The 19,867-nt window shown below is 57.7% G+C and carries 21 protein-coding genes; 12 read left to right on the top strand and 9 right to left on the bottom strand.

From position 1 onward, the window contains the following. From Q7U49_RS07760 to Q7U49_RS07715, 10 genes are all read left to right on the top strand, one after another. A partial coding sequence (locus Q7U49_RS07760) for a hypothetical protein (RefSeq protein ID WP_304763617.1) occupies positions 1-104 on the top strand: 104 nt, incomplete at its 5' end. Positions 105-225: 121 nt separating this feature from the next. Beyond that, a complete protein-coding gene (locus tag Q7U49_RS07755) occupies positions 226-2,319 on the top strand; it encodes an acyltransferase family protein (protein WP_304763611.1) in 2,094 nt (697 codons plus the stop codon). 200 nt (positions 2,320-2,519) lie between these two features. Then, positions 2,520-2,993, top strand: coding sequence for a tRNA adenosine(34) deaminase TadA (gene tadA, locus Q7U49_RS07750; RefSeq protein WP_370653978.1), 474 nt, complete (start codon positions 2,520-2,522; stop codon positions 2,991-2,993). Then, positions 2,990-3,946 (top strand): LD-carboxypeptidase, encoded by a 957-nt coding sequence (locus Q7U49_RS07745; RefSeq protein WP_304763610.1) that lies wholly within the window; start codon positions 2,990-2,992, stop codon positions 3,944-3,946. The genes tadA and Q7U49_RS07745 overlap by 4 nt, the downstream gene beginning before the upstream one ends. 60 nt (positions 3,947-4,006) lie before the next feature. Beyond that, complete coding sequence (locus Q7U49_RS07740) at positions 4,007-4,921, top strand: adenylate/guanylate cyclase domain-containing protein (protein WP_304763609.1); 915 nt, start codon at positions 4,007-4,009, stop codon at positions 4,919-4,921. 125 nt (positions 4,922-5,046) lie between these two features. After that, a complete protein-coding gene (locus Q7U49_RS07735) occupies positions 5,047-5,550 on the top strand; it encodes a VC1465 family Xer recombination activation factor (RefSeq protein WP_304763608.1) in 504 nt (167 codons plus the stop codon). After that, on the top strand, positions 5,547-5,966 hold the full coding sequence (locus Q7U49_RS07730) for a hypothetical protein (RefSeq protein ID WP_304763607.1): 420 nt from the start codon (positions 5,547-5,549) through the stop codon (positions 5,964-5,966). The genes Q7U49_RS07735 and Q7U49_RS07730 overlap by 4 nt, the downstream gene beginning before the upstream one ends. Positions 5,967-6,164: 198 nt before the next feature. After that, the gene (locus Q7U49_RS07725; protein ID WP_304763606.1) at positions 6,165-6,665 is read left to right on the top strand and encodes a VC1465 family Xer recombination activation factor; all 501 of its coding nucleotides are present in this window, start codon (positions 6,165-6,167) and stop codon (positions 6,663-6,665) included. 128 nt (positions 6,666-6,793) lie between these two features. Next, positions 6,794-7,018: a hypothetical protein gene (locus Q7U49_RS07720; protein WP_304763605.1), complete on the top strand. Its 225-nt coding sequence runs from the start codon at positions 6,794-6,796 to the stop codon at positions 7,016-7,018. Continuing rightward, a complete protein-coding gene (locus Q7U49_RS07715; RefSeq protein ID WP_304763604.1) occupies positions 7,015-7,254 on the top strand; it encodes a hypothetical protein in 240 nt (79 codons plus the stop codon). The genes Q7U49_RS07720 and Q7U49_RS07715 overlap by 4 nt, the downstream gene beginning before the upstream one ends. Before the next feature lie 173 nt (positions 7,255-7,427). On the opposite strand, the gene Q7U49_RS07710 is transcribed toward Q7U49_RS07715, so the two are convergent. The 5 genes from Q7U49_RS07710 to mltG are packed head-to-tail and all read right to left on the bottom strand — an operon-like array spanning position 7,428 to position 11,538. Then, a complete protein-coding gene (locus Q7U49_RS07710; protein WP_304763603.1) occupies positions 7,428-8,108 on the bottom strand; it encodes an ankyrin repeat domain-containing protein in 681 nt (226 codons plus the stop codon). Then, positions 8,105-8,899 carry a TatD family hydrolase gene (locus Q7U49_RS07705; protein ID WP_304763602.1) on the bottom strand — a complete coding sequence of 265 codons (795 nt, stop codon included), beginning with the start codon at positions 8,897-8,899 and terminating at the stop codon, positions 8,105-8,107. Before Q7U49_RS07705 ends, Q7U49_RS07710 begins: the two co-directional genes overlap by 4 nt. Continuing rightward, complete coding sequence (locus Q7U49_RS07700) at positions 8,899-9,906, bottom strand: DNA polymerase III subunit delta' (protein WP_304763601.1); 1,008 nt, start codon at positions 9,904-9,906, stop codon at positions 8,899-8,901. Before Q7U49_RS07700 ends, Q7U49_RS07705 begins: the two co-directional genes overlap by 1 nt. Continuing rightward, positions 9,903-10,547: a dTMP kinase gene (gene tmk / locus Q7U49_RS07695; protein WP_304763616.1), complete on the bottom strand. Its 645-nt coding sequence runs from the start codon at positions 10,545-10,547 to the stop codon at positions 9,903-9,905. Before tmk ends, Q7U49_RS07700 begins: the two co-directional genes overlap by 4 nt. Before the next feature lie 7 nt (positions 10,548-10,554). After that, a complete protein-coding gene (gene mltG / locus Q7U49_RS07690; RefSeq protein ID WP_304763600.1) occupies positions 10,555-11,538 on the bottom strand; it encodes an endolytic transglycosylase MltG in 984 nt (327 codons plus the stop codon). Positions 11,539-11,585: 47 nt separating this feature from the next. On the opposite strand from mltG, the gene Q7U49_RS07685 reads away from it, so the two are divergent. Then, positions 11,586-12,515: a folate-binding protein YgfZ gene (locus tag Q7U49_RS07685; RefSeq protein ID WP_304763599.1), complete on the top strand. Its 930-nt coding sequence runs from the start codon at positions 11,586-11,588 to the stop codon at positions 12,513-12,515. On the opposite strand, the gene Q7U49_RS07680 is transcribed toward Q7U49_RS07685, so the two are convergent. The 3 genes from Q7U49_RS07680 to Q7U49_RS07670 all read right to left on the bottom strand — a co-directional run bounded on the left by Q7U49_RS07680 (position 12,498) and on the right by Q7U49_RS07670 (position 15,376). After that, positions 12,498-13,964 carry a diguanylate cyclase domain-containing protein gene (locus Q7U49_RS07680; RefSeq protein ID WP_304763598.1) on the bottom strand — a complete coding sequence of 489 codons (1,467 nt, stop codon included), beginning with the start codon at positions 13,962-13,964 and terminating at the stop codon, positions 12,498-12,500. The two genes, Q7U49_RS07685 and Q7U49_RS07680, sit on opposite strands and share 18 nt — an antisense overlap. 90 nt (positions 13,965-14,054) lie before the next feature. Then, positions 14,055-14,270, bottom strand: a complete 216-nt coding sequence (locus tag Q7U49_RS07675; protein WP_304763597.1) for a hypothetical protein — start codon at positions 14,268-14,270, stop codon at positions 14,055-14,057. Between the two features lie 155 nt (positions 14,271-14,425). Beyond that, complete coding sequence (locus Q7U49_RS07670; RefSeq protein ID WP_304763596.1) at positions 14,426-15,376, bottom strand: alpha/beta hydrolase; 951 nt, start codon at positions 15,374-15,376, stop codon at positions 14,426-14,428. Between the two features lie 159 nt (positions 15,377-15,535). On the opposite strand from Q7U49_RS07670, the gene Q7U49_RS07665 reads away from it, so the two are divergent. Further along, positions 15,536-19,105, top strand: a complete 3,570-nt coding sequence (locus tag Q7U49_RS07665) for a DUF2126 domain-containing protein (protein WP_304763595.1) — start codon at positions 15,536-15,538, stop codon at positions 19,103-19,105. Positions 19,106-19,128: 23 nt separating this feature from the next. On the opposite strand, the gene Q7U49_RS07660 is transcribed toward Q7U49_RS07665, so the two are convergent. Then, a complete protein-coding gene (locus tag Q7U49_RS07660) occupies positions 19,129-19,836 on the bottom strand; it encodes a ProQ/FINO family protein (RefSeq protein WP_304763594.1) in 708 nt (235 codons plus the stop codon). Positions 19,837-19,867 lie beyond the last annotated feature (31 nt).

Raw genomic sequence — 19,867 nt, 5'->3', positions numbered from 1 at the left:
TGTTGAAGAAAGTGTCGAGCCGCATCATCAATGAAGTCCGCGGCATCAACCGGGTGACGTACGACGTGAGCAGCAAACCCCCCGCCACCATCGAGTGGGAGTGACTTTAGAAACGTAAGTAGTTGATTTATATAGGTTTTCTACTTACACAAAAGTTCCACAAAATCGCTAAGTTGTTGATTTTTTAGGGCTGCGAAGTTAAAGTTACACGTAAAGCTAGCTGAAATGACAACACCGACTCCGCATCTGTCACATCCGAAGTATCGCCCCGACATTGACGGCTTAAGAGCTGTCGCTGTACTGTCCGTAGTAGCCTACCACGCCTTTCCAGCTTGGATGAAAGGCGGGTTCATCGGAGTCGATGTCTTCTTCGTTATTTCTGGTTTTCTGATTTCGACAATCATCTTTGAGAACTTAGATAGGGGTACGTTCAGCTTCGCTGAGTTCTACGCTAGGCGCATTAAGCGCATCTTTCCGGCTTTGTTGTTGGTACTGATAGCAAGTTTTGCTTTTGGATGGTTTGCGTTACTTGCTGATGAGTTCAAGCAGTTAGGTAAGCACATTGCCGCAGGTGCTGGTTTTGTTTCAAATTTAGTTTTGTGGAGTGAGGCAGGCTACTTCGACAATTCGGCAGAGACTAAGCCATTGTTACATCTATGGAGCTTGGGGATTGAAGAACAGTTTTACATCATCTGGCCATTTGTCTTATGGTTTGCCTGGAAGCGAAAATTCAACCTTCTTACATTGACTGTTATTGTTGCGTTAATTTCTTTTGGCCTTAACCTGAAAGGCATTAAGCAGGACTCAGTCGCAACGTTCTATTCGCCGCAAACTAGGTTTTGGGAGTTGTTAAGCGGAAGTCTTTTGGCTTGGTTCGCAATCTACAAGAAAAATGCCTTTCACTCTTACACGCTAAAGATAGACGGCTGGCTTGCCAAAGTAATCTATAGCGAAGCTATTGAAATAGATGGTAAGACTCTATCTAACATTATTTCTTTTGCTGGTAGCTTACTTTTGGCATATGGATTTTGGCGAATAACAAAAGATGTAAGTTTTCCTGGCAAGTGGGCTGTTATCCCAGTTTTGGGCGCAATTTTAATCATTCTTGCTGGACCTAAGGCTTGGATTAATCGCAAGATACTTTCTAATAAGATTGCTGTTTGGTTTGGCTTAATCAGCTTTCCTCTTTACTTGTGGCACTGGCCGCTGTTGTCTTTCGCTCGAATAGTTGAGAGTGAAGTGCCAAGTCGTAACATACGCATTGCCGCAGTAGTCCTATCGATAGCGCTGGCTTGGCTTACATACAAGCTTGTTGAACGCCCCATACGCTTGGGTAAAGGCGGGAATACTAAAGTTACGGTGCTTGTTGTGCTTATGACTATTGTTGTATCTGTAGGGTATTACTCATATAGTAAGGTTGATCTTTGTAAGCATAGAGGGTTTGAAGATATGCTGTTCCAAAGGAAAGGCTTTGAGCACGGTTTAGGTTGTTCTTTGTCTTGGTATCAGGGTAAGCAAGACTGGCTGTTTCTTGGTAATGCTTATGACAACACAGTTGCGAAACTTAAGCTATCGAGTAAGCCTAGTGATGAGCAAGTAAATGCTGTAAAAAATAGTTTTTCTAAAATTTCAGAAACAGGATCAAAGTATGGTGTTAAAACAGTTTTAATCCTTGGCCCAAACAAATCTAGTATCTATCCTGAATATTTGCCGGAGAAGCTTACTCCTTCAGATGCTAAGTACAGTAGTTTTTTCCTCAATAAGCTAAGAGATATTCCAACACTTACGGTTTATGATCCATCTTATGATTTGATCGCTACTAAAAAATCTGATGATTTTTTATATTGGAGGACTGACACGCACTGGAATAATAAGGGCGCCTTTGTAGTATTTGATGGGCTCTCCAAGTTGTTAAACATTTCAACACCAAGTGTTGATTTCGAGCTGGGTGCGCCGTATGGGGGAGATTTAATCGGAATTTCTAAGCTCAAGGATTTCCCCCTTTCTTCTTTTGATAATTGGAATGTTGTTTGGCGCAATGAGCCTTCATTGAGCCTGAAGGAAATTTCCGATGAACAGAAGACAGCTTTTGGCTCTGCTACAGTTGTGACAAATGAAAAGCCCTTATCTAATCAATATGTATGGGTAGTTGGTGACTCATTTGCGGGTGCTTTAAAGCAGTACTTCAACGCCACGTTCAAAGAAGTCCGTTATGTTGGTCATTGGGCCGATAAGCTTAATACTTTGCCTGAGCAAATTAGTGAGACTAAAAGAAAGCCTGATATGGTTTTTATTGTTAGAGTTGAGCGTACGTTTTAGTGCCTCACTTAGTCACATCCTCGATTAAGCTAAGTGTCAACACAGCGTGTAAAATTCAAGCAAAAGAGCAAGCGTTGTTTTGCTTTGTTTGAATGGTTTTTCACACAAGAGTTACACACTCAATTTCAGGAGACGTAAGTGTTTGAAAATAAACAAGTTATTTCTTGCGTTGTTATTGAGTGGGAATAACGGCATCGTCAATGACTGACGAGCAAGCCATGCAGCTGGCACTGGAGCAGGCGGCGCTCGCGGCAGCTGCGGGCGAGGTACCAGTGGGCGCGGTCGTGCTCCGCAACGGTGTCGTCATCGCATGTGGCCACAACGCCCCCATTGCCAGCCATGACCCGAGTGCGCACGCCGAGATGCAGGCGCTGCGCGCCGCAGCGCAGGTGCTGGGTAACTACCGCTTGCCCGAGTGTGAACTGTTTGTCACCCTGGAGCCCTGTGCCATGTGCGCTGGCGCCATGTTGCATGCACGGCTCAAACGCGTGGTTTTTGGCGCCTCCGACCCCAAGACCGGGGCCGCCGGATCGGTCATCAACTTATTCGAACAAAGCCAGCTCAACCACCAGACGCAGGTGCAGGGTGGGCTGCTGACGCAGGAATGCGTCGCCGTGTTGCAAGCTTTCTTCAAGCTGCGCCGCAGCCAAAAAATGAACGCCCGCCAACCATGAAAAAACACATTTATATTTACTCTCCTTCGGGTGCGGTGCGTGACAAGGCTGCCTTCAAACGCGGTGTGGCCCGGCTCCAGGCCATGGGCCATGAGGTCGAGCTCGATGTCGATGCCCTGAGCAGCCAGCAGCGCTTTGCCGGCGATGATGCGACCCGCCTGGCGGCCATCCACCGCGCCGCAGCCAGCAAGGCCGATGTGGCCCTGATCACACGCGGCGGCTATGGTTTGACGCGCCTTCTGCCGGTCATCAATTACAAAAAGGTGGCCAAGGCCATCGAGCAAGGCATGCTGTTTGTCGGCATCAGCGACTTCACCGCGTTTCAAAGCGCGGTGTTGGCACGCACCGGTGCCATCACCTGGGCTGGCCCGGCGCTGTGTGAAGGCTTTGGGGTGGCTGGCGAGCCCGACGACATCATGACGGCCTGCTTTGATGATTTGCTGCTGGGACAAGGGGAGGGCGCTGGCTGGCGACAACACCGAGACGCTCTTGCCAGCCAGGCTAATGCGGGCGAAGTTGATGCTGTCGCTGCGCCGATCAAGGCCTCGTTCAGCGTCAGCAATGCCAGTTTGTGGGGCGGTAATCTGACGGTTCTGAGCAGCCTGCTTGGTACGCCTTATTTCCCCGAGATCAAGGGCGGCATGCTGTTTCTGGAAGACGTGGGTGAGCACCCCTACCGCATTGAACGCATGCTCACGCAACTTTTGTATTCAGGCGTTTTGGCGCGCCAGAAAGCCGTCATCCTGGGACAGTTCACCGAATTCAAACTTGTGCCGCATGACCGGGGTTTCAAGCTGCAAAGCGTGGTGGCCTGGCTGCGGACACGGGTCAAGGTTCCGGTCTTGACGAACCTGCCGTATGGGCATATCGCGACCAAGGTCTTGTTGCCCGTCGGGGCCAAGGCAGACTTGTCAGTCGAGGGCCGCGATGCCCTGTTATTTTGGGGCCATTGAGAGTGGCAAGACAGGTAGATTGGCCTAAACTCGCGCCATAGGATGAAGGATTAATCTTTAATGGCTGTTCACTCCACTGTTGTCTTTGCCGATCTGTTTGGAAGCACAGGAGTGTTCGAATCGCTTGGCAATGTCAAGGCCACCGAAGCCGTGACCCAGGCCACCAATTGGGTCGCCGAAAAGATCACGGCGAACGGTGGCAAGGTGGTCAAACTGCTGGGAGATGGCGTGCTGGCCACCTTCAAGAAAAGTTCGGAAGCCATCGCAGCGGTGGTCGACATCCAACGCAGTCACCAGTCGCGCCTGGCTACCTTGCCGCCCCAGCTTTACATGCCCTTGCGCATAGGGGTGGTGCGTGGTGACGTGATTCTGGTGGACGATGATTGTTACGGTGACGCCGTCAACACGGCGTCACGCTTGAGTGAGCTCACAGGTCCGCATCAGATCTGGGTGAATGACAAAGCGATTGAAAACAGCCCGAAGTTGAACGATGTTCATTTCCGGTTTTTGGGACCGATTGCCATACGGGGTCGCTCGGAACCTTGCAACGTGTACCAGATTGAGTGGCAGGAAGATGAAAATTCTGATTACTTCACGATCCAGGCACCCACCAATCACGCCACGGAAAGAGCCGACCTTGATGCCCTGGGCGGGCAAATTTCATTGTCTTTCAACGAGCACCATCAAGCCTTCCAGGCCTTCGAGTTGCCTATTCACATCGGGCGCTTTCGTCAGGTGGACTTTATCGTCAACGACCCGCGCGTGTCACGAACCCATGCCAGCATTGTTTGGCGCAACGGCAGCTTCATGCTGGTCGACGAAAGTTCTTATGGCAGTTGGGTCCGTTTTGCCGGTAGCGGCGCCGACCTGATGCTGCGTCGTGATGAATGTGTGTTGCACGGGCAGGGCCAGATTGCCCTGGGAACCTCGTTCAGCGATCCGAGCGCGCCCATCGTCTCATTTGTGGTTCGCTGATCTTCAACGCATTGTCTTGCTCTTTAACTTAACATAATATACATCGTATAAAGTACGATGCCAGCAAACGCAAGCCATCGAAGGCACGGCAAACCCGTCTTTTGCTGAGCGCACGGCTCAAAATCATGCTCGCCGATCTGGGCCTGACCCCCGAGTCCACCGGGAAAATGTTGCACGTCAATCCGCGCACCGTGCGGTACTGGGTTTCCGGAAAAACCCTGATCCCGTATTCAGCTTACCGGCTGCTGCGCATCCTGACCGGCTCAGAGCTGCCGGCCAATGGCTGGGATGGCTGGCACATGCACAGTGGCCAACTGTGGTCACCAGAGGGCCACGGCTTCAAACCCAACGATTCGAGCTGGTGGGGTCTGCTGGTGCGTCAGGCACGGTGTTTCAAGACCATGGCCGACCGTGAAGCCCAGTTGCGCCAGCTGGCGATCAGGGCTGGCGACGGGTTGGCGGCGACACGGGAGGACGCGCCAGTGGCCGCCCGGGGCGGCGTCATCCCGGACCCCGAAAACAGGGACGGGCCTGTTACACGTTCCTTTTTTCCCAAAAATGAGAATTTTTCGGCGTTTTGTTACAAATTCAGCCCCGCCAGTTCGGGCAGTTTTGGGGGTGGCAAATGAGCACCAAAAACCACGATCAGGCCCTCAAGCACAAGGCCGCATTCCGTCAACGGCGCAAAAACGGCCTGCAAGCGGTCGCCAAGCCGTGGGGCTGGCTGAGCCTTGCCGAGGTCCAAAAAATGGCTCAGACGGCCTACAGCGCGGCCACGCATGGCTTGAGCGACCCGAGCGACTGGCCGTCCAACGTGCAAGCCTTGTTTGTTCAAGAACTGGCCTCGGCCTTCGAGGTGCTGGTGGCCGGGCGGGCGCAGCACCTGGGCATTGCCTGCGCCCCGGCCGGTGCGCAGCACTACGCCAGGTGCCTGCGTGAAGACCTGCCGGCCAACTGGCGACCGCAGTACCCGCTTTACCGGGGTATCGGGGGCGTAGCCCCTGATGAAGCGAAGCGTAACGGTATTGAAGGGGTATCACCATGAAGCAACAAATCTCGCGCAGCGAGTTTGTCCCCGACGCGGGGCGCAGTATCTGCGCATTAACTCCCTGCCCTGCGTGCCCTGAAAAACAGGTATTTGGTAACCCGGGATTCGGATTTAAAAACGTAGTTTTTAAATTTGAATCTCGGGTGTCCCGGTATTGAACCGTCAATTTTTTTATATACTGATGAAAGAATTTCCATGAATATCAAACTAACCCCTTGTATACATCGTATCAAGTACAATGCCAGCAAACGCAAACCCAGCAAGGCACGGCAAACCCGCCTTTTGCTCAGTGCGCGCCTGAAAATCATGCTCGCCGATCTGGGCCTCACCCCAGAGACGGCCGGGAAAATGTTGCACGTCAACCCGCGCACCGTGCGGTACTGGATTTCCGGAAAAACCCTGATCCCGTATTCAGCGTATCGGCTGCTGCGCATCCTGACCGGCTCCGAGCTGCCGGCCAATGGCTGGGATGGCTGGCACATGCACAGTGGCCAACTGTGGTCACCAGAGGGCCACGGCTTCAAACCCAACGATTCGAGCTGGTGGGGTCTCCTGGTGCGACAGGCACGTTGCTTCAAGACTTTGGCAGACCGGGAAACACAACTGCGCCTTCTGGCCATCAGGGCTGGCGACGGGGTGTCGGCGACGGCTGCGGCCAGCATTGCGGGCGCGGGCGGCGAAGCCGACCGGCCCTAATTTATTAATAGATCACTTTAGGAAATTACGGTGCGGCGCGGACCCTGTTTCATTGGAGAAACGCCCTTTTTTTAGTGCTATCAATTACAGAGTAAATATTTCACCATCTGAAATTAAGGGGAATGACTATGCCTAAGCGTCGTCGGTTGATTCGGGGCATCAAGCTCTATAACGCGTTCGTTTTGGCTCAACCTGTGGTCGATCAGGTGCGCGGTTTGGATGGTCGATTTGTCAAAGAAGGGGCCAAACCTGCTGCCGTGGTGGTGGTGGAAACCCGTCAACAGAGGCGCTACAAGGCTCTCCAAGCCACTAAAAACCCCCTGCCCTTGATTGGTCAAGGGGGTAGGTCATGAGCGCCCTACTCGCTGCCGTTGACGTTCTGAATGATCGTCTGATCGCGGCTGATGCCATCGGTGAGGCTCTCGACCTCGCTGGTGGTGATAACGCACCGGCTTGGGTGTCGGTCTTCAAAAACCAGATTGAAGCCATTAGAGAGGCTTCTGAGGCGCTGGAATGCCTTGTCAGGGGTATCGGGGTCGTAGACCCTGATGAAGCGAAGCGTAACGGTATTGAAGGGGTATCACCATGAAACAACAAATCTCACACAGTGAGTTTGTCCATGACGCGTGGCGCAATATCTCCCAATTAACCAAACTATCCTGCGCATCTTGAAAAGCAGGTATTTATTTATATACTAATGAAAGAATTTCCATGAATATCAAACTAACCCCTTGTATACATCGTATAAAGTACGATGATCGCCTACCATGAGCCTTTCGGTTGCCGACCGCGTATGAAGGCCGCGATCAGGTCGGCTGACTCCGCATGCTTACCGCGGTGCGCAAAGTCAATGGCCGTTAAACCCAGATCATTCCTGAGCGTGGCATCAGCACCGGCTTCCAGCAGCAACTTCACCGCCTCGGGTGTGCCGTAATGCGCCGCCATCATGAGTGGTGTGGTGTTGTTGGGTGATGCGGCGTCGATGTAGGCATGCTCGTCGAGCAACAAACGCATGACCGCCAGATGGCCGCTCGTGGCGGCGTAATGCAAAGGCGCCCAACCCGGCTTGTTGACGTCGGCCCCTTTGCGGATCATCCGCTGACAAAGTTCTGTCTCCCCCTTGAGCGCCGCCAGCATCAAGGGGCTCTCATCAGCCGCATTGCGAACCTCAACCCTGATCTTGGGGTGATTGAGCAAGACATTGACCACTTTGAAAGCGGACTCCTTCGTGGCCAGCATCAGGCCAGGAACCCCCGTTGGATCACTTGTATTGGGGTCAAAACCTCGCTTCAACAGCGCCGTGACCTGTGCTTCCTCGTCCTGCATGATGGCCCTGAAAAAATCCTCGTACGATCCCGCGTGCGCAGAACTAAAAATAATTAAAACATAAAGATAAACAATTTTTTTAAAGTAATTTATGAGGTTAAAAGCAGTGTGATTCATGCTGATACACCTTTGAAAAGAGCGTCGAAATTGGCATTGGTGATGCTGGCAATGTCTTCCAGGGGCAACTGCTTGATCTCCGCCAATTGCCTGGCCACCCACGGCACATAAGACGGGTTATTGGTTTTGCCGCGGTGCGGCGCGGGAGCCAGATAGGGACTGTCGGTCTCGATAAGCAATCGGTCCAGCGGCACCATGGCTGCCACCTCGCGCAAGCTCTTGGCGCTTTTGAACGTCAAAATTCCTGAAAAAGAGATGTAAAAACCCAAGTCGAGCGCCTGCCGGGCCGTGGCTTCGTCTTCGGTGAAGCAATGAAACACACCACCGGCGCTGCCAGCTGAGCCGTCTTCACCTTCCTCGCGCAAAATGGCCAGGGTGTCTTCCGAGGCTTGGCGGGTGTGAATCACCAGCGGTTTTCGCAACTGCCGCGCGGCCTGGATGTGGGTGCGAAAGCGCTCACGTTGCCAGGCCATGTCGGCCACACTGCGACCATTGAGGCGGTAATAGTCAAGCCCGGTCTCACCAATCCCCACCACCCGCGGCAGCTGGCCCAAGGTCAGCAAATCCTCCAAAGTGGGCTCCCGCACACCTTCGTTGTCGGGATGAACCCCCACCGTGGCCCAAAAGTTGTCATATTGAAGGGCGAGCTGGTGCACCGCACCGAATTCTTCCAGCGTGGTGCTGATGCACAGCGCACGGGTCACCTGTGCTTCCAGCATGGCCTGGCGGATGGCTGGCAATTCAGCCATCAGCTCGGGAAAATTCAAATGGCAATGGGAATCTGTGAACATCATGACTTTGTATTGAGGGCCAGTTGCGCCTGGCTGACCAAGGCTTCCTGCATCAGGCCGGCGTTGAAAGGGTGCTCGACCGTGCGCATGGTCTCGGCCAAGCTTTTGGCCCAGTCACTCAAGGCTTGCCAGCTGCCAGGTTTGGGCAGATCGGTCACTTCAAAAAAACGTGGTGCCGCACCACTGCGCAGCGCCAGCAGGTCATGGCACAGCTTGTGCAGGGCGTCCACGGTTTGTGCTGGCGTCCAGTCTTTGAACACACTGACATCACCAGCCTGCACGGCGCGTGGCAGGCGTGGCCACAAGCCCGCAATCGGGGCAAACTGCAAGGCGTCTTGCGGTCGGCCACCGGCCGCGCGCAGCATCACCACCGCCTGGTTGGCGGGCACGCCCTGCCCTTGCAACCAGCTCAGCGCGCTGGCTTGGTCGGGCCAGGTCAGGGTGTGACCCAGGCAACGGCTGCGAATGGTGGGTAGCAACTGGTGGGCGGCGTCCGAAGCCAGCACAAATTTGACGTCGCCCGCGGGTTCCTCCAGGGTTTTCAGCAGGGCGTTGGCGGTGTAAACGTTCATGCGCTCCGCCGGAAACACCAGCACCGCCTTGCCACGGCCGCGGGCGCTGGTGCGCTGGGCAAATTCCACCGCGTCACGCATGGCCTCGACCCGGATCTCCTTGCTGGCCTTGCGTTTCTTGCCGTCTATGTCGTCCTGCGCCTTTTCGCTCAGCGGCCAATTCAGCGCCAGCATCACGGTCTCGGGCATCAGCACGCACAGGTCGGCATGCGCATGCACATCAATCGCATGGCAGCTGCTGCAGTGGCCACAGGCGCCCTGCGCCGTGACGTGGTCGCAAAGCCAGGCACGCACCAGCGCAAGTGCCAACTCGTACTGACCCAGGCCGGACGGCCCGGCCAGCAACCAGGCGTGACCGCGTTGTGCCAGCAGTATCTGTGTTTGCGCGGCGATCCAGGGGGCTATCGGGCTGGCATTGACCGCTGGCTCACTCATATAAGCCAACCATTTTGCCGTACGCTGGTCAAAACATCCTGCCATACGGCGTCGCGGCTTTGCTCGGCGGCAATGCGGGCGAAGCGCGGCCGGTCCGCTTCAAAACGTGCCTGGTAGCCGGCGCGCACCTTCGCAAAAAAAGCAGCAGGTTGCGCTTCAAACTTGTCGGGCACACGCGCCCCGGCCAGGCGCTGGGCGGCAATGTCGGGGGCCAGGTCGAACCAGATCGTCAGGTCCGGCTGACGCAGCACATCGCCTTGTGGCGACGTCACCGTTTGTACCAATTGCTCCAGAAAACCCAGTACGGCCAGATCAAAGCCACGGCCGCCGCCCTGATAGGCAAAAGTGGCATCGGTAAAGCGGTCGCACAACACCACCTCACTGCGTGCCAGTGCCGGCTCGATGACTTGTTGCAAGTGGTCACGCCGGGCGGCGAAGACCAGCAAGGCCTCGGTCATGGCGTCCATGGCATCGTTGAGCACCAGCGTGCGCAGTTTTTCGGCCAGCGCAGTGCCGCCCGGTTCGCGGGTCAGTGTGACTGCCCTGCCCTGCGCCCGAAAAGCTCGCGCCAGGCCATCGATGTGGGTTGATTTGCCGGCACCGTCAATGCCTTCGAAACTGATGAAGATGCCGCTCGCCATGCTTGCTTTATTGTCCACGTTGGTATTTGTTCACCGCTGAATTGTGCGCGTCCAGGCTGTCGCTGAACTGGCTGCTACCGTCGCCCCGCGCCACAAAATACAGCGCACGGCTGCTGGCGGGCTGTGCCGCGGCCAGCAGTGAGGCTTTGCCGGGCATGGCGATAGGCGTGGGTGGCAGGCCGTTGCGGGTATAGGTGTTCCAGGGCGTGTCGGCCAGCAAGTCGCGCCGCCGCAAATTGCCGTCGAAGCGCTCGCCCAGGCCGTAAATGACCGTAGGGTCGGTTTGCAGCATCATGCCGATGCGCAAGCGGTTGCTGAACACTGAGGCCACCATCGGCCGGTCACTGGCCTGACCGGTTTCCTTTTCAACAATGCTGGCCAGAATCAGCAGGTCCTCGGGTGTTTTTAATGGCGTGTCGGCGGCCCGCGCTTGCCAGGCTTGTGCCAACTGCTTGTCCATGGCGTGCAGGGCGCGCAACAGCACCTTCAGGTCGCTGCTACCTTTGGCAAAGGTGTAGGTGTCCGGGTAAAAGCGACCCTCGGGGTGGCGGCCGGGCAGCCCCAGCTTTTCCATGATGACCGCATCACCCAGACCTTTGGTGTCCGGCTTGAGATGTTCTTGCTTGAGCAAGGCGGCACGCACCTGCTTGAAGGTCCAGCCCTCCACCAGCGTGACCGAACGCAGTGCTTCTTCGCCGCGTGTCAGCTTGCGCAGCAGGCTGTAGGGCGTCACACCGGTTTCCAGCTCGTAACTGCCGGCCTTGATCTGGCGCGCCTGACCCGACAGGCGAAACCACCAGTACAGCAGCTCAGGCGAAGTTTGCACGCCGCTGTCCACCGCAGTCTGCGCCACAGCGCGCGGCGAGGTACCTGGTTCCACCGACAGGTCCAGCGTGGCTGCCGTCAGCGGCAATTCCTGGTTGAGCCACCAAAAAGCCCCGCCCCCCAAGGTCAGCGCCAACACCAGGAAAAATTGAATGATCGAGCGCACAACCCTATTACCTTATAAAAAATAGAGTGAGCATGATAATTCACGTCATGAACACACCTTTCCAGGGCGTTGCCCCACTGACATCCCTCGGGCTGATTCGCGCCCAAGGCGCCGATGCCGCCAAATTTCTGCATGGCCAATTGACCAACGACTTTTCCCTGTTGGGACTGTCGGAGGCGCGGCTGGCCGGTTTTTGCAATGCCAAAGGACGCTTGCAGGCCAGTTTCATCGGCTTCAAGCGCAGTCACACCGACATTTTGCTGCTCTGCAGCGCCGATCTGCTGGCCACCACTCTGAAACGCCTGAGCATGTTTGTGCTGCGCGCCCAAGCCAAGCTGGTGGACGCCAGTGCTGACTTTGTGGTCTATGGACTGGCCGGTGCCGCAGTGGCCGAGGCAACCCAGTCCCTTGGAGAACACCAGGCCAAGGTTTGGGGTAAAGCGGATGTGGACGGCGTTTCGATCGTCCACCTCCACCCCGCCGATGGTGTGCCGCGCGCGCTGTGGGTGGCCCCAGTAGGCACTCCTGCCCCGGCGGGCGTCGCCCTGACCCCTGAGCAATGGGCCTGGGGCGAGGTGCGCAGTGGCATCGCCACCGTGACGCAGTCGGTATTTGAAGCGTTTGTGCCGCAAATGCTCAACTACGAGTCGGTGGGTGGCGTCAATTTCAAAAAGGGCTGTTACCCAGGCCAGGAAGTGGTGGCACGCAGCCAGTTCCGTGGCACCTTGAAGCGACGTGCCTACCTGGCGCATGCCGATGTCGCGTTGAAAGCCGGAGAAGAATTGTTTGCACCTGATGATGTGAGCCAGCCTTGCGGCTTGGTGGTGCAGGCAGCGGCAGCGCCCGAGGGCGGCTTTGACGCCATCGTGTCGATGCAGATCAGCGCGTTCGAGGCTGGGGGGGTGCGGGCGCTGGCAGCAGACGGACCGTTGCTCCAGTTGGCGCCAGCGCCTTACCCGCTACTGGCTGACATCTGATTGATCGAATGCCACGGCAGACCAGACTGAATTGCGTCCCGCATCCTTGGCACGGTACATGGCGGCATCGGCTGCCGTCAGCACATCGTTCGGATTTGAATCTGTACCAAGGAACAAGGTCACCCCGATACTGACACTGCAGCGGTGTTCGATGATCCTCTCTGCAGCATTGTCTTGCGCCACGATGAGCTGATAAGGCTCGCAAAGCTTGCCGCGGATCTTTTCGGCCACCAGGCAAGCTTGCACCCCGGACTGGACTTCCTCGGTGGTCAGCTCGCCGAGCAACACCACAAATTCATCGCCACCAAAGCGTGCCACGGTGTCGGTCTCGCGCACGCAGCGGGTGATGCGGTTCGCCACCTCCATCAGCAACAAGTCACCGACCACATGGCCATGCGCATCGTTGAGCGGCTTGAAATTGTCGAGGTCCAGAAACATCAAGGCACCGTAACACGCCGATCGTTTACTTGTTGCCATGGCCTGGCTTAAGCGGTCACTCAGCAGGCGGCGATTGGGGAGTTGGGTCAATGGATCAAAAAATGCCAATTGGCGCACCTGATCCTGCAAGCGTTTGCGCTCAGTGATCTCGCGCGTGATGCCGTGGTAGCCCACGATGTCACCCTGCGCATTGCGATCGGGTTTGGACAGCACTTCGCCCCAAATCACGCGGCCATCTTTGCAAAGGTGAGGTGCCTCAAAAGTCAAAAAATAAGACGTTGCCCCCGATTGCCTCGCTTCCTGGCCTTGCCGCATGACGTCTTTGACAATAGCGACCCCCTCTGGCGTGAACATCTCAAGCACGGAGTGGCCCACCACCTCGTTGGCCTTGAAACCACGCACACGCTCGTCGGCCGGGGAGATATAGGTCACGCAAAAGTTGGAATCAAGTTTCCAAAGCACATCCTGCGCATCTTCGGTCAGCAAGCGGTGCAGGGCTTCGCTGTCATGCAGCGCCTGCGTGCGCTCCTCAACCAAGGCCTCGAGCGCCTTGTTTTTCTCGCGCAAAAGCTGCAAGGGGTAGATCTCGCCGTTTTGCACCAGGCGGTCGGGAATGGAATAGCTGTTGTGCACAATTTTCCAGACCGAGTCTTCAAGGCGAAAGAGCAGCACCAGGCGGGCTACCTCTTCGGCAAAAGCAGGATCCGGAATGGGCAGATGGATGTGAAAGAGTGCCGTGACGAGCACCACATCGTCACTGATGTCCTGCAATGACAGGTCGAGTAGTTCGAAACGAATCCGTTCGGGTACCTGCGCGAAATCCTGGCGTGTGACTTTTTCCCAGACCATGCGATCTTTCACCAGAAAGTCACCACCCCCTGTGTGGCCGCTGAAATTGTCACTGAAATGATGGATCAGGCGATCGTCTCGACCAGCATACATTTCAATGTAGTCGTCAAACAACGCACGAATGAGGCGCTCGCGATCAGAGCGTGAGGACGGAATGGTCATTGCAATGGTGGCCAAAACATGAGGTCACCATCTTGCACCAAAAAACCTTTTCTAGCCAGCTGCCGGGTTAAGCCTGCGCGATATTTACGCTTAGACGCGCCGCGCCCAGGGACCGAGTGTCATTTTTTCCAGCAAGTCCATTTGGCGCTCAAAGCGGGCCCAACTCAGCATGGAGCGCGGAATGAGACCTACCTGAACGGCTTTGGCATACTGTTCGCGCGCCATGTCAAAAGGCAAGCCTTTGAGCAGCGACAGGGTACGATTGAAACTGTCGGTGGTCATGTTCGGATTTTGAGAATTGTTCATGGTATTTACTCCGTCAAGGGTTCAACAGGGCGAGTCCTTGTAAAGTTACTGTCAGTAAATTATAAGGGTTTACCCTTATGACCAAATTTTCATGAGGGCTTTACTTTTGGTATCCGGACGGCTCTGCACCGCTTGCACAGGCGGCGGCCAGGGTTTCAGACCCAGGCATGCCTCAAGGCCCGAGCCGCATCCATGTGCGCCTGACGCGCCTCAGGAATGGTGCGGCCCATGTTGATGAAGCCATGGGTCACACCCCGGTAAATGTCGAGATCAACCGCCACGCCAGCCGCGCGCAGTTTGTCGGCGTACATCAAGCCTTCATCCACCAGCGGATCGCATTCGGCCAGACCCAGCCAGGCCGGCGCCACGCCTTCCACGTCATCGGCCATCAAGGGGGCAAAGCGCCAGTCTTCACGGTCTTGCCGGTTGGGGATGTAGCGGTCAAAGAAGTAATCTATGTGCGCGGCTTCCAACACAAAGCCGTGGGCAAAGGTCTTGTGCGATGGCGTGTCCTGGTGCGCGCAGCAGCCCGGGTAAATCAGCAGTTGCAGTTTCAGCGCGAGTCCGGCATCGCGTGCCTGCAGGGCACAGGCGGCGGCCAGCGTGCCACCAGCGCTGTCTCCACCCACCGCGATGCGCGCGGTGTCCAGAGCTTTTTCCGCGCCGTGGGCCGCCGCCCAGCTCAGCGCGTCCCAGGCATCCTCGAACGCCACTGGAAAGCGGTGCTCGGGGGCCAGGCGGTAGCCCACCGACAACACCGCGCAATGGGCCAGGTGGCTCAAATGGCGGCACAGCACATCATGGGTGGCGACGCTGCCAATGGTGAAGCCGCCACCGTGCAGGTACACCAGCACCGGTAGCGGCTCGTCGCTGGGGGCCACCAACCGCACCGGTAAATCAAAACCGTCGCGTGTCGGCAGCGTGAAGTTTTCCACCCGGTGCAGCTTTGGCGGGGCCAAGTCGAGCACACCGGCGTTGACCTCGTAGGCAGCGCGCGCCTGTTGTGGCGTCAGCGCGTGCAGCGGCACCTGGCCGGCGCGTGCCATGCGCTCGATCACGTTGTGCATGGCGGGGGTCAGCAGGGCGCGTGGATTGCGGTGACTCATGGTGCGTTGTGATGTTGTTACAGTGCAGGTTCTGATGCTAACAACCCGGCGCAAGCATGACACCGATTTCCGCGACGTGCCCCGGATGCAACTGGCACCAACATTGCTTGTTCCCGTCCATTCACACGACGCCCCATTCTTCAATTTCAGAGACCCCGCATGTCCATTCACGCTGCACTGAACCACGTTACCCACTATAGCTACGACCGGCTGGTGGCCCTGGGCCCGCAAGTGGTTCGCCTGCGCCCTGCCCCGCATTGCCGCAGCAAAATCATTTCATACTCGCTCAAGATCGAGCCCGAGGGCCATTTCATCAATTGGCAGCAGGACCCGTTTGCCAACTACCAGGCGCGCCTGGTTTTTCCGGACAAGACCCAGGAGTTCAAGGTCACCGTCGATGTCGTGATGGACATGGCGGTGTACAACCCGTTTGATTTCTTCCTGGAGCCCGAGGCCGAGGAATTTCCGTTCAGTTACCAACCCGAATTGAAACAGGAGCTGGCGCCCTACCTGACCCCCGACCCGGTGACGCCCTTGGTGCAGGCCTACCTCGCCAAGATCGACCGCACCAAGCGCCGCAGTGTGCTCTTTCTGGTGGACTTGAACCAGTCAGTGCACCACGCCATCAAATACACCATTCGCATGGAGCCCGGTGTGCAAACGCCGGAGGAAACCCTGACCCTGGCCTCCGGTTCGTGCCGTGACTCGGCCTGGCTGATGGTACAGCTGCTGCGCAACTGCGGCCTGGCGGCACGCTTTGTCTCTGGCTACCTGATCCAGCTCAAGCCTGACGTGAAAGCACTTGACGGCCCGAGCGGCACTGAAGTCGACTTTACCGACCTGCACGCCTGGTGCGAGGTGTACTTGCCTGGCGCCGGCTGGGTTGGGCTGGACGCCACCTCGGGCCTGTTGGCCGGTGAAGGTCACATCCCGCTGGCCTGCACGCCCCAGCCCTCCGGGGCCGCGCCCATCGAGGGTGGCGTCGACGAATCTGAAGTCACCTTTGCCCACCACATGGCGGTGACCCGCATTTACGAGTCGCCGCGGGTCACCAAACCTTACACCGAGGAGCAATGGGCCGCCATCATGGCACTGGGTGATGCCGTGGACGCTGAACTGGTGGCGGGCGATGTGCGCCTGACCATGGGCGGCGAGCCCACCTTTGTGGCCAACAGCGACCGCGATGCACCAGAATGGAACACCGATGCCCTGGGTCCCACCAAGCGCGGTTTCGCTACCGAATTGGTGCATAAACTGCGCCACGAATACGGCCAAGGCGGTTTTTTGCATTTTGGCCAAGGCAAGTGGTACCCCGGCGAACAACTGCCGCGCTGGGCGCTCAACATCTATTGGCGCGCTGATCACGAACCCGTCTGGCGCAACCCCGCCCTGTTCACGGATGAGCGCACGCCCACGCACTACACCAGTACCGATGCCCAACGTTTTACCGCGCTGCTGGCCAGCAAACTGGGGGTCACTGGCAAATACATTCAAACCGCTTATGAAGACAGCTGGTACTACCTGTGGCGCGAGCGTCGCCTGCCGGTCAATGTCGACCCCTTCAACTCCAAGCTGGACGACGAGATGGAGCGCGCCCGCTTGCGTCGGGTGTTCGAGCAAAAACTCGACACGCCCGTCGGTTACGTGCTGCCGATCAAGGTCGCGGGTTTTGATGCGCAGTTTGGTGCGGCCTGGACTACCGGCCCCTGGTTTTTGCGTGATGAGCGCATGTACCTGATGCCCGGCGACTCGCCCATGGGCCTGCGCCTGCCGCTGGACTCGCTGCCTTGGGTCAGTGAGGCCGATTTCCCCTACCTGATCGAACAGGACCCGTCGGTCTTGGTGGGCACCCTGCCCAGCTATGGCACGGTGGCGGCCAAATATGCGCCGGGTGCCGAGGGACGTGCGCCTGGCACGGCGGGTCTGGCCCTGGGTGCCGCGGCGCGGGCGGCGGCGGCCGCGGCCGGAACCGGCACTGCGTCTGCTGGCAACGGCTACCTGGCAGGCAGCAACCCGCAACCCGAGGCCGCGCGCAAACTGCAATCCACCACAGGTCCGCAATCGGCGTCGGCCGCCAACGCACAGAGTGCAACCCAAACCGAGCCTGCCGACTTTGCCCGTGCGCCAGCCGCGCAGGAGTCAGCCCACTGGATCACCCGCACCGCGCTGTGTGTCGAGGTGCGCGACCCGCGCCGCGCCAGCGGCCCCAAGGCCGAGGCCGTCGGTAAAAAATCGGGGGTGCTGTATGTCTTCATGCCGCCGCTGGAAAAACTGGAGCATTACCTCGACCTGCTGGCCGCCATTGAAGCCAGCGCCGAAGAGCTCGGCATGCAACTGGTGCTCGAAGGCTACCCGCCACCGCGCGACCCGCGCCTGAAACTGCTCAGCGTCACACCCGACCCGGGCGTCATCGAGGTCAACATTCACCCGGCAAGCCACTGGAAAGAGCTCGTTGCCAACACCGAATTCCTGTACAACGCGGCTTTCGAGTCGCGCCTGAGCGCGGAGAAATTCATGACCGACGGCCGCCATACCGGCACCGGCGGTGGCAACCACTTTGTCATGGGCGGCGCCACGCCCGCAGATAGCCCGTTTTTGCGCAAGCCCGAACTGCTGGCCAGCCTGCTGCTGTACTGGCACAACCACCCCAGTTTGAGCTATTTGTTCAGCGGCATGTTTGTCGGCCCCACCAGCCAGGCGCCGCGGGTGGACGAAGCGCGCAACGACCAGCTCTATGAGCTTGAAATCGCCATCGAGCAGATCTATAAAAACCGCGAAATTTACGGCCAATCCATGCCACCGTGGCTGGTCGACCGCACGCTGCGCAACATTCTGATCGACGCCACCGGCAACACCCACCGCAGTGAAATCTCGATCGACAAGATGTACTCGCCCGACTCGGCCACGGGTCGGCTGGGTTTGCTGGAGTTGCGCGCCTTCGAGATGCCGCCGCACCCGCACATGAGCAGTGTGCAGCAGCTGCTGCTGCGCGCGCTGATTGCCAGGTTCTGGAAAGCGCCCTACCGCGCGCCCGCCACGCGCTGGGGTACCGAGTTGCATGACCGTTTCATGCTGCCGAAATTCATCGAGATGGATTTCCATGACGTGATGGCCGAAATGCGCGAGGCGGGCTTTGCGTTTGACGACAGCTGGTTTGCGCCGCATGTCGAGTTCCGCTTCCCGCTGGTCGGGTCGGTCTGCTCGGCCGGCATCGCGCTGACGCTGCGCAACGCGCTGGAGCCCTGGCATGTGATGGGCGAAGAAGGTGCGCCGGGTGGCACAGCCCGCTACGTCGACTCGTCGCTGGAGCGCATCGAGGTGCGCGTCACCGGCATGAACGAGAGCCGTTACGTGGTCACCTGCAACGGCCGCGCCATGAGCCTGCAGCCCACCGGCGTACAAGGCGAATATGTGGCCGGTGTGCGCTACAAGGCATGGAACCCGCCCAGCAGCCTGCACCCGAGCATCGGCGTGCACGCGCCGCTGACCTTCGACATTGTCGACACCTGGATGAAACGCTCGGTGGGCGGCTGCCAGTACCACGTGGCGCACCCGGGGGGCTTGAGCTACCAGAGCCTGCCTGTCAACGCCAACGAGGCCGAAAGCCGGCGTCTGTCACGCTTCACCGCCATGGGGCATACACCGGGGCTGGTGCAGATACCCCCGGCCACCATCAACGTGCCCGCCAGCCGCGAGTTCCCGTTCACACTGGATCTGCGGCGCGGTTGAGCACGATGGGTGTGCAGGCCGCCTTATTTGAGCGCCGCCTGCACCTCGCCCACGCCCATGCCCAGCGCGTCAGCAAAGGCCTCCACCGTTTGACCGCTGGCTTCAAAGGCTTTTTTGAGCGCTGCGCGGCGGGCGCGTTGCTGTTCCACCTCGGTCAGCACCTCGTCCAGCAGCACTTGAATGGGCTCGGCCGGCGTACCAATGCGCGCCAGGTAGTCCTGCCGGGTCAGCCCGGACTTCTCGAAAGCCGCCAGCAATTGTTTGCGCAACTTGGGCCGCAGGTCTTCGCTGCTGCGCGCCTGGCGCCGCTGAAACAGCTCGACGATCGACAGAAAAACATGTTCCGGAGCCACGTCTTCGACAGGCTTGCCCTGCAGGTCGTGGCGCTTTTGACCCGCTGCCACGCTTTGCAGGTAGCGGGTGGAGCGGGTGTGCACACCCAAAGCCGCCTTCAGGGATTCGCGTTTGAATTCCTCCGGGTGCGCTGCCAGCAACTCCTGAAAAATGCCCAGCTTGAGCGGCAGAAAGCGCTCGCCAAACAGCTGCGGGTAAAGCTCGAACAATTTTTCCAGCACGGGCTGTACCGAGGCAAAGCGGTTTTTTGCTTTGGCCGGCTTGGCCGGACTTTCAGCGGGGGACGTCTCCGAGATGCCCTCAGACGCCATGGACTCAGGCACATCCTCGGGCAGTTGGTGGGGCAGATCGGTCTGTTCTTGAAGGGTTTCGGTCATGGCATGAATCAAGTGGAAGAACCTGCAATTG

The sequence above is a fragment of the Rhodoferax sp. genome, assembly GCF_030653815.1.
Classification (GTDB): domain Bacteria; phylum Pseudomonadota; class Gammaproteobacteria; order Burkholderiales; family Burkholderiaceae_C; genus Rhodoferax.
This window is presented reverse-complemented; position numbering and strand designations above follow the sequence as displayed.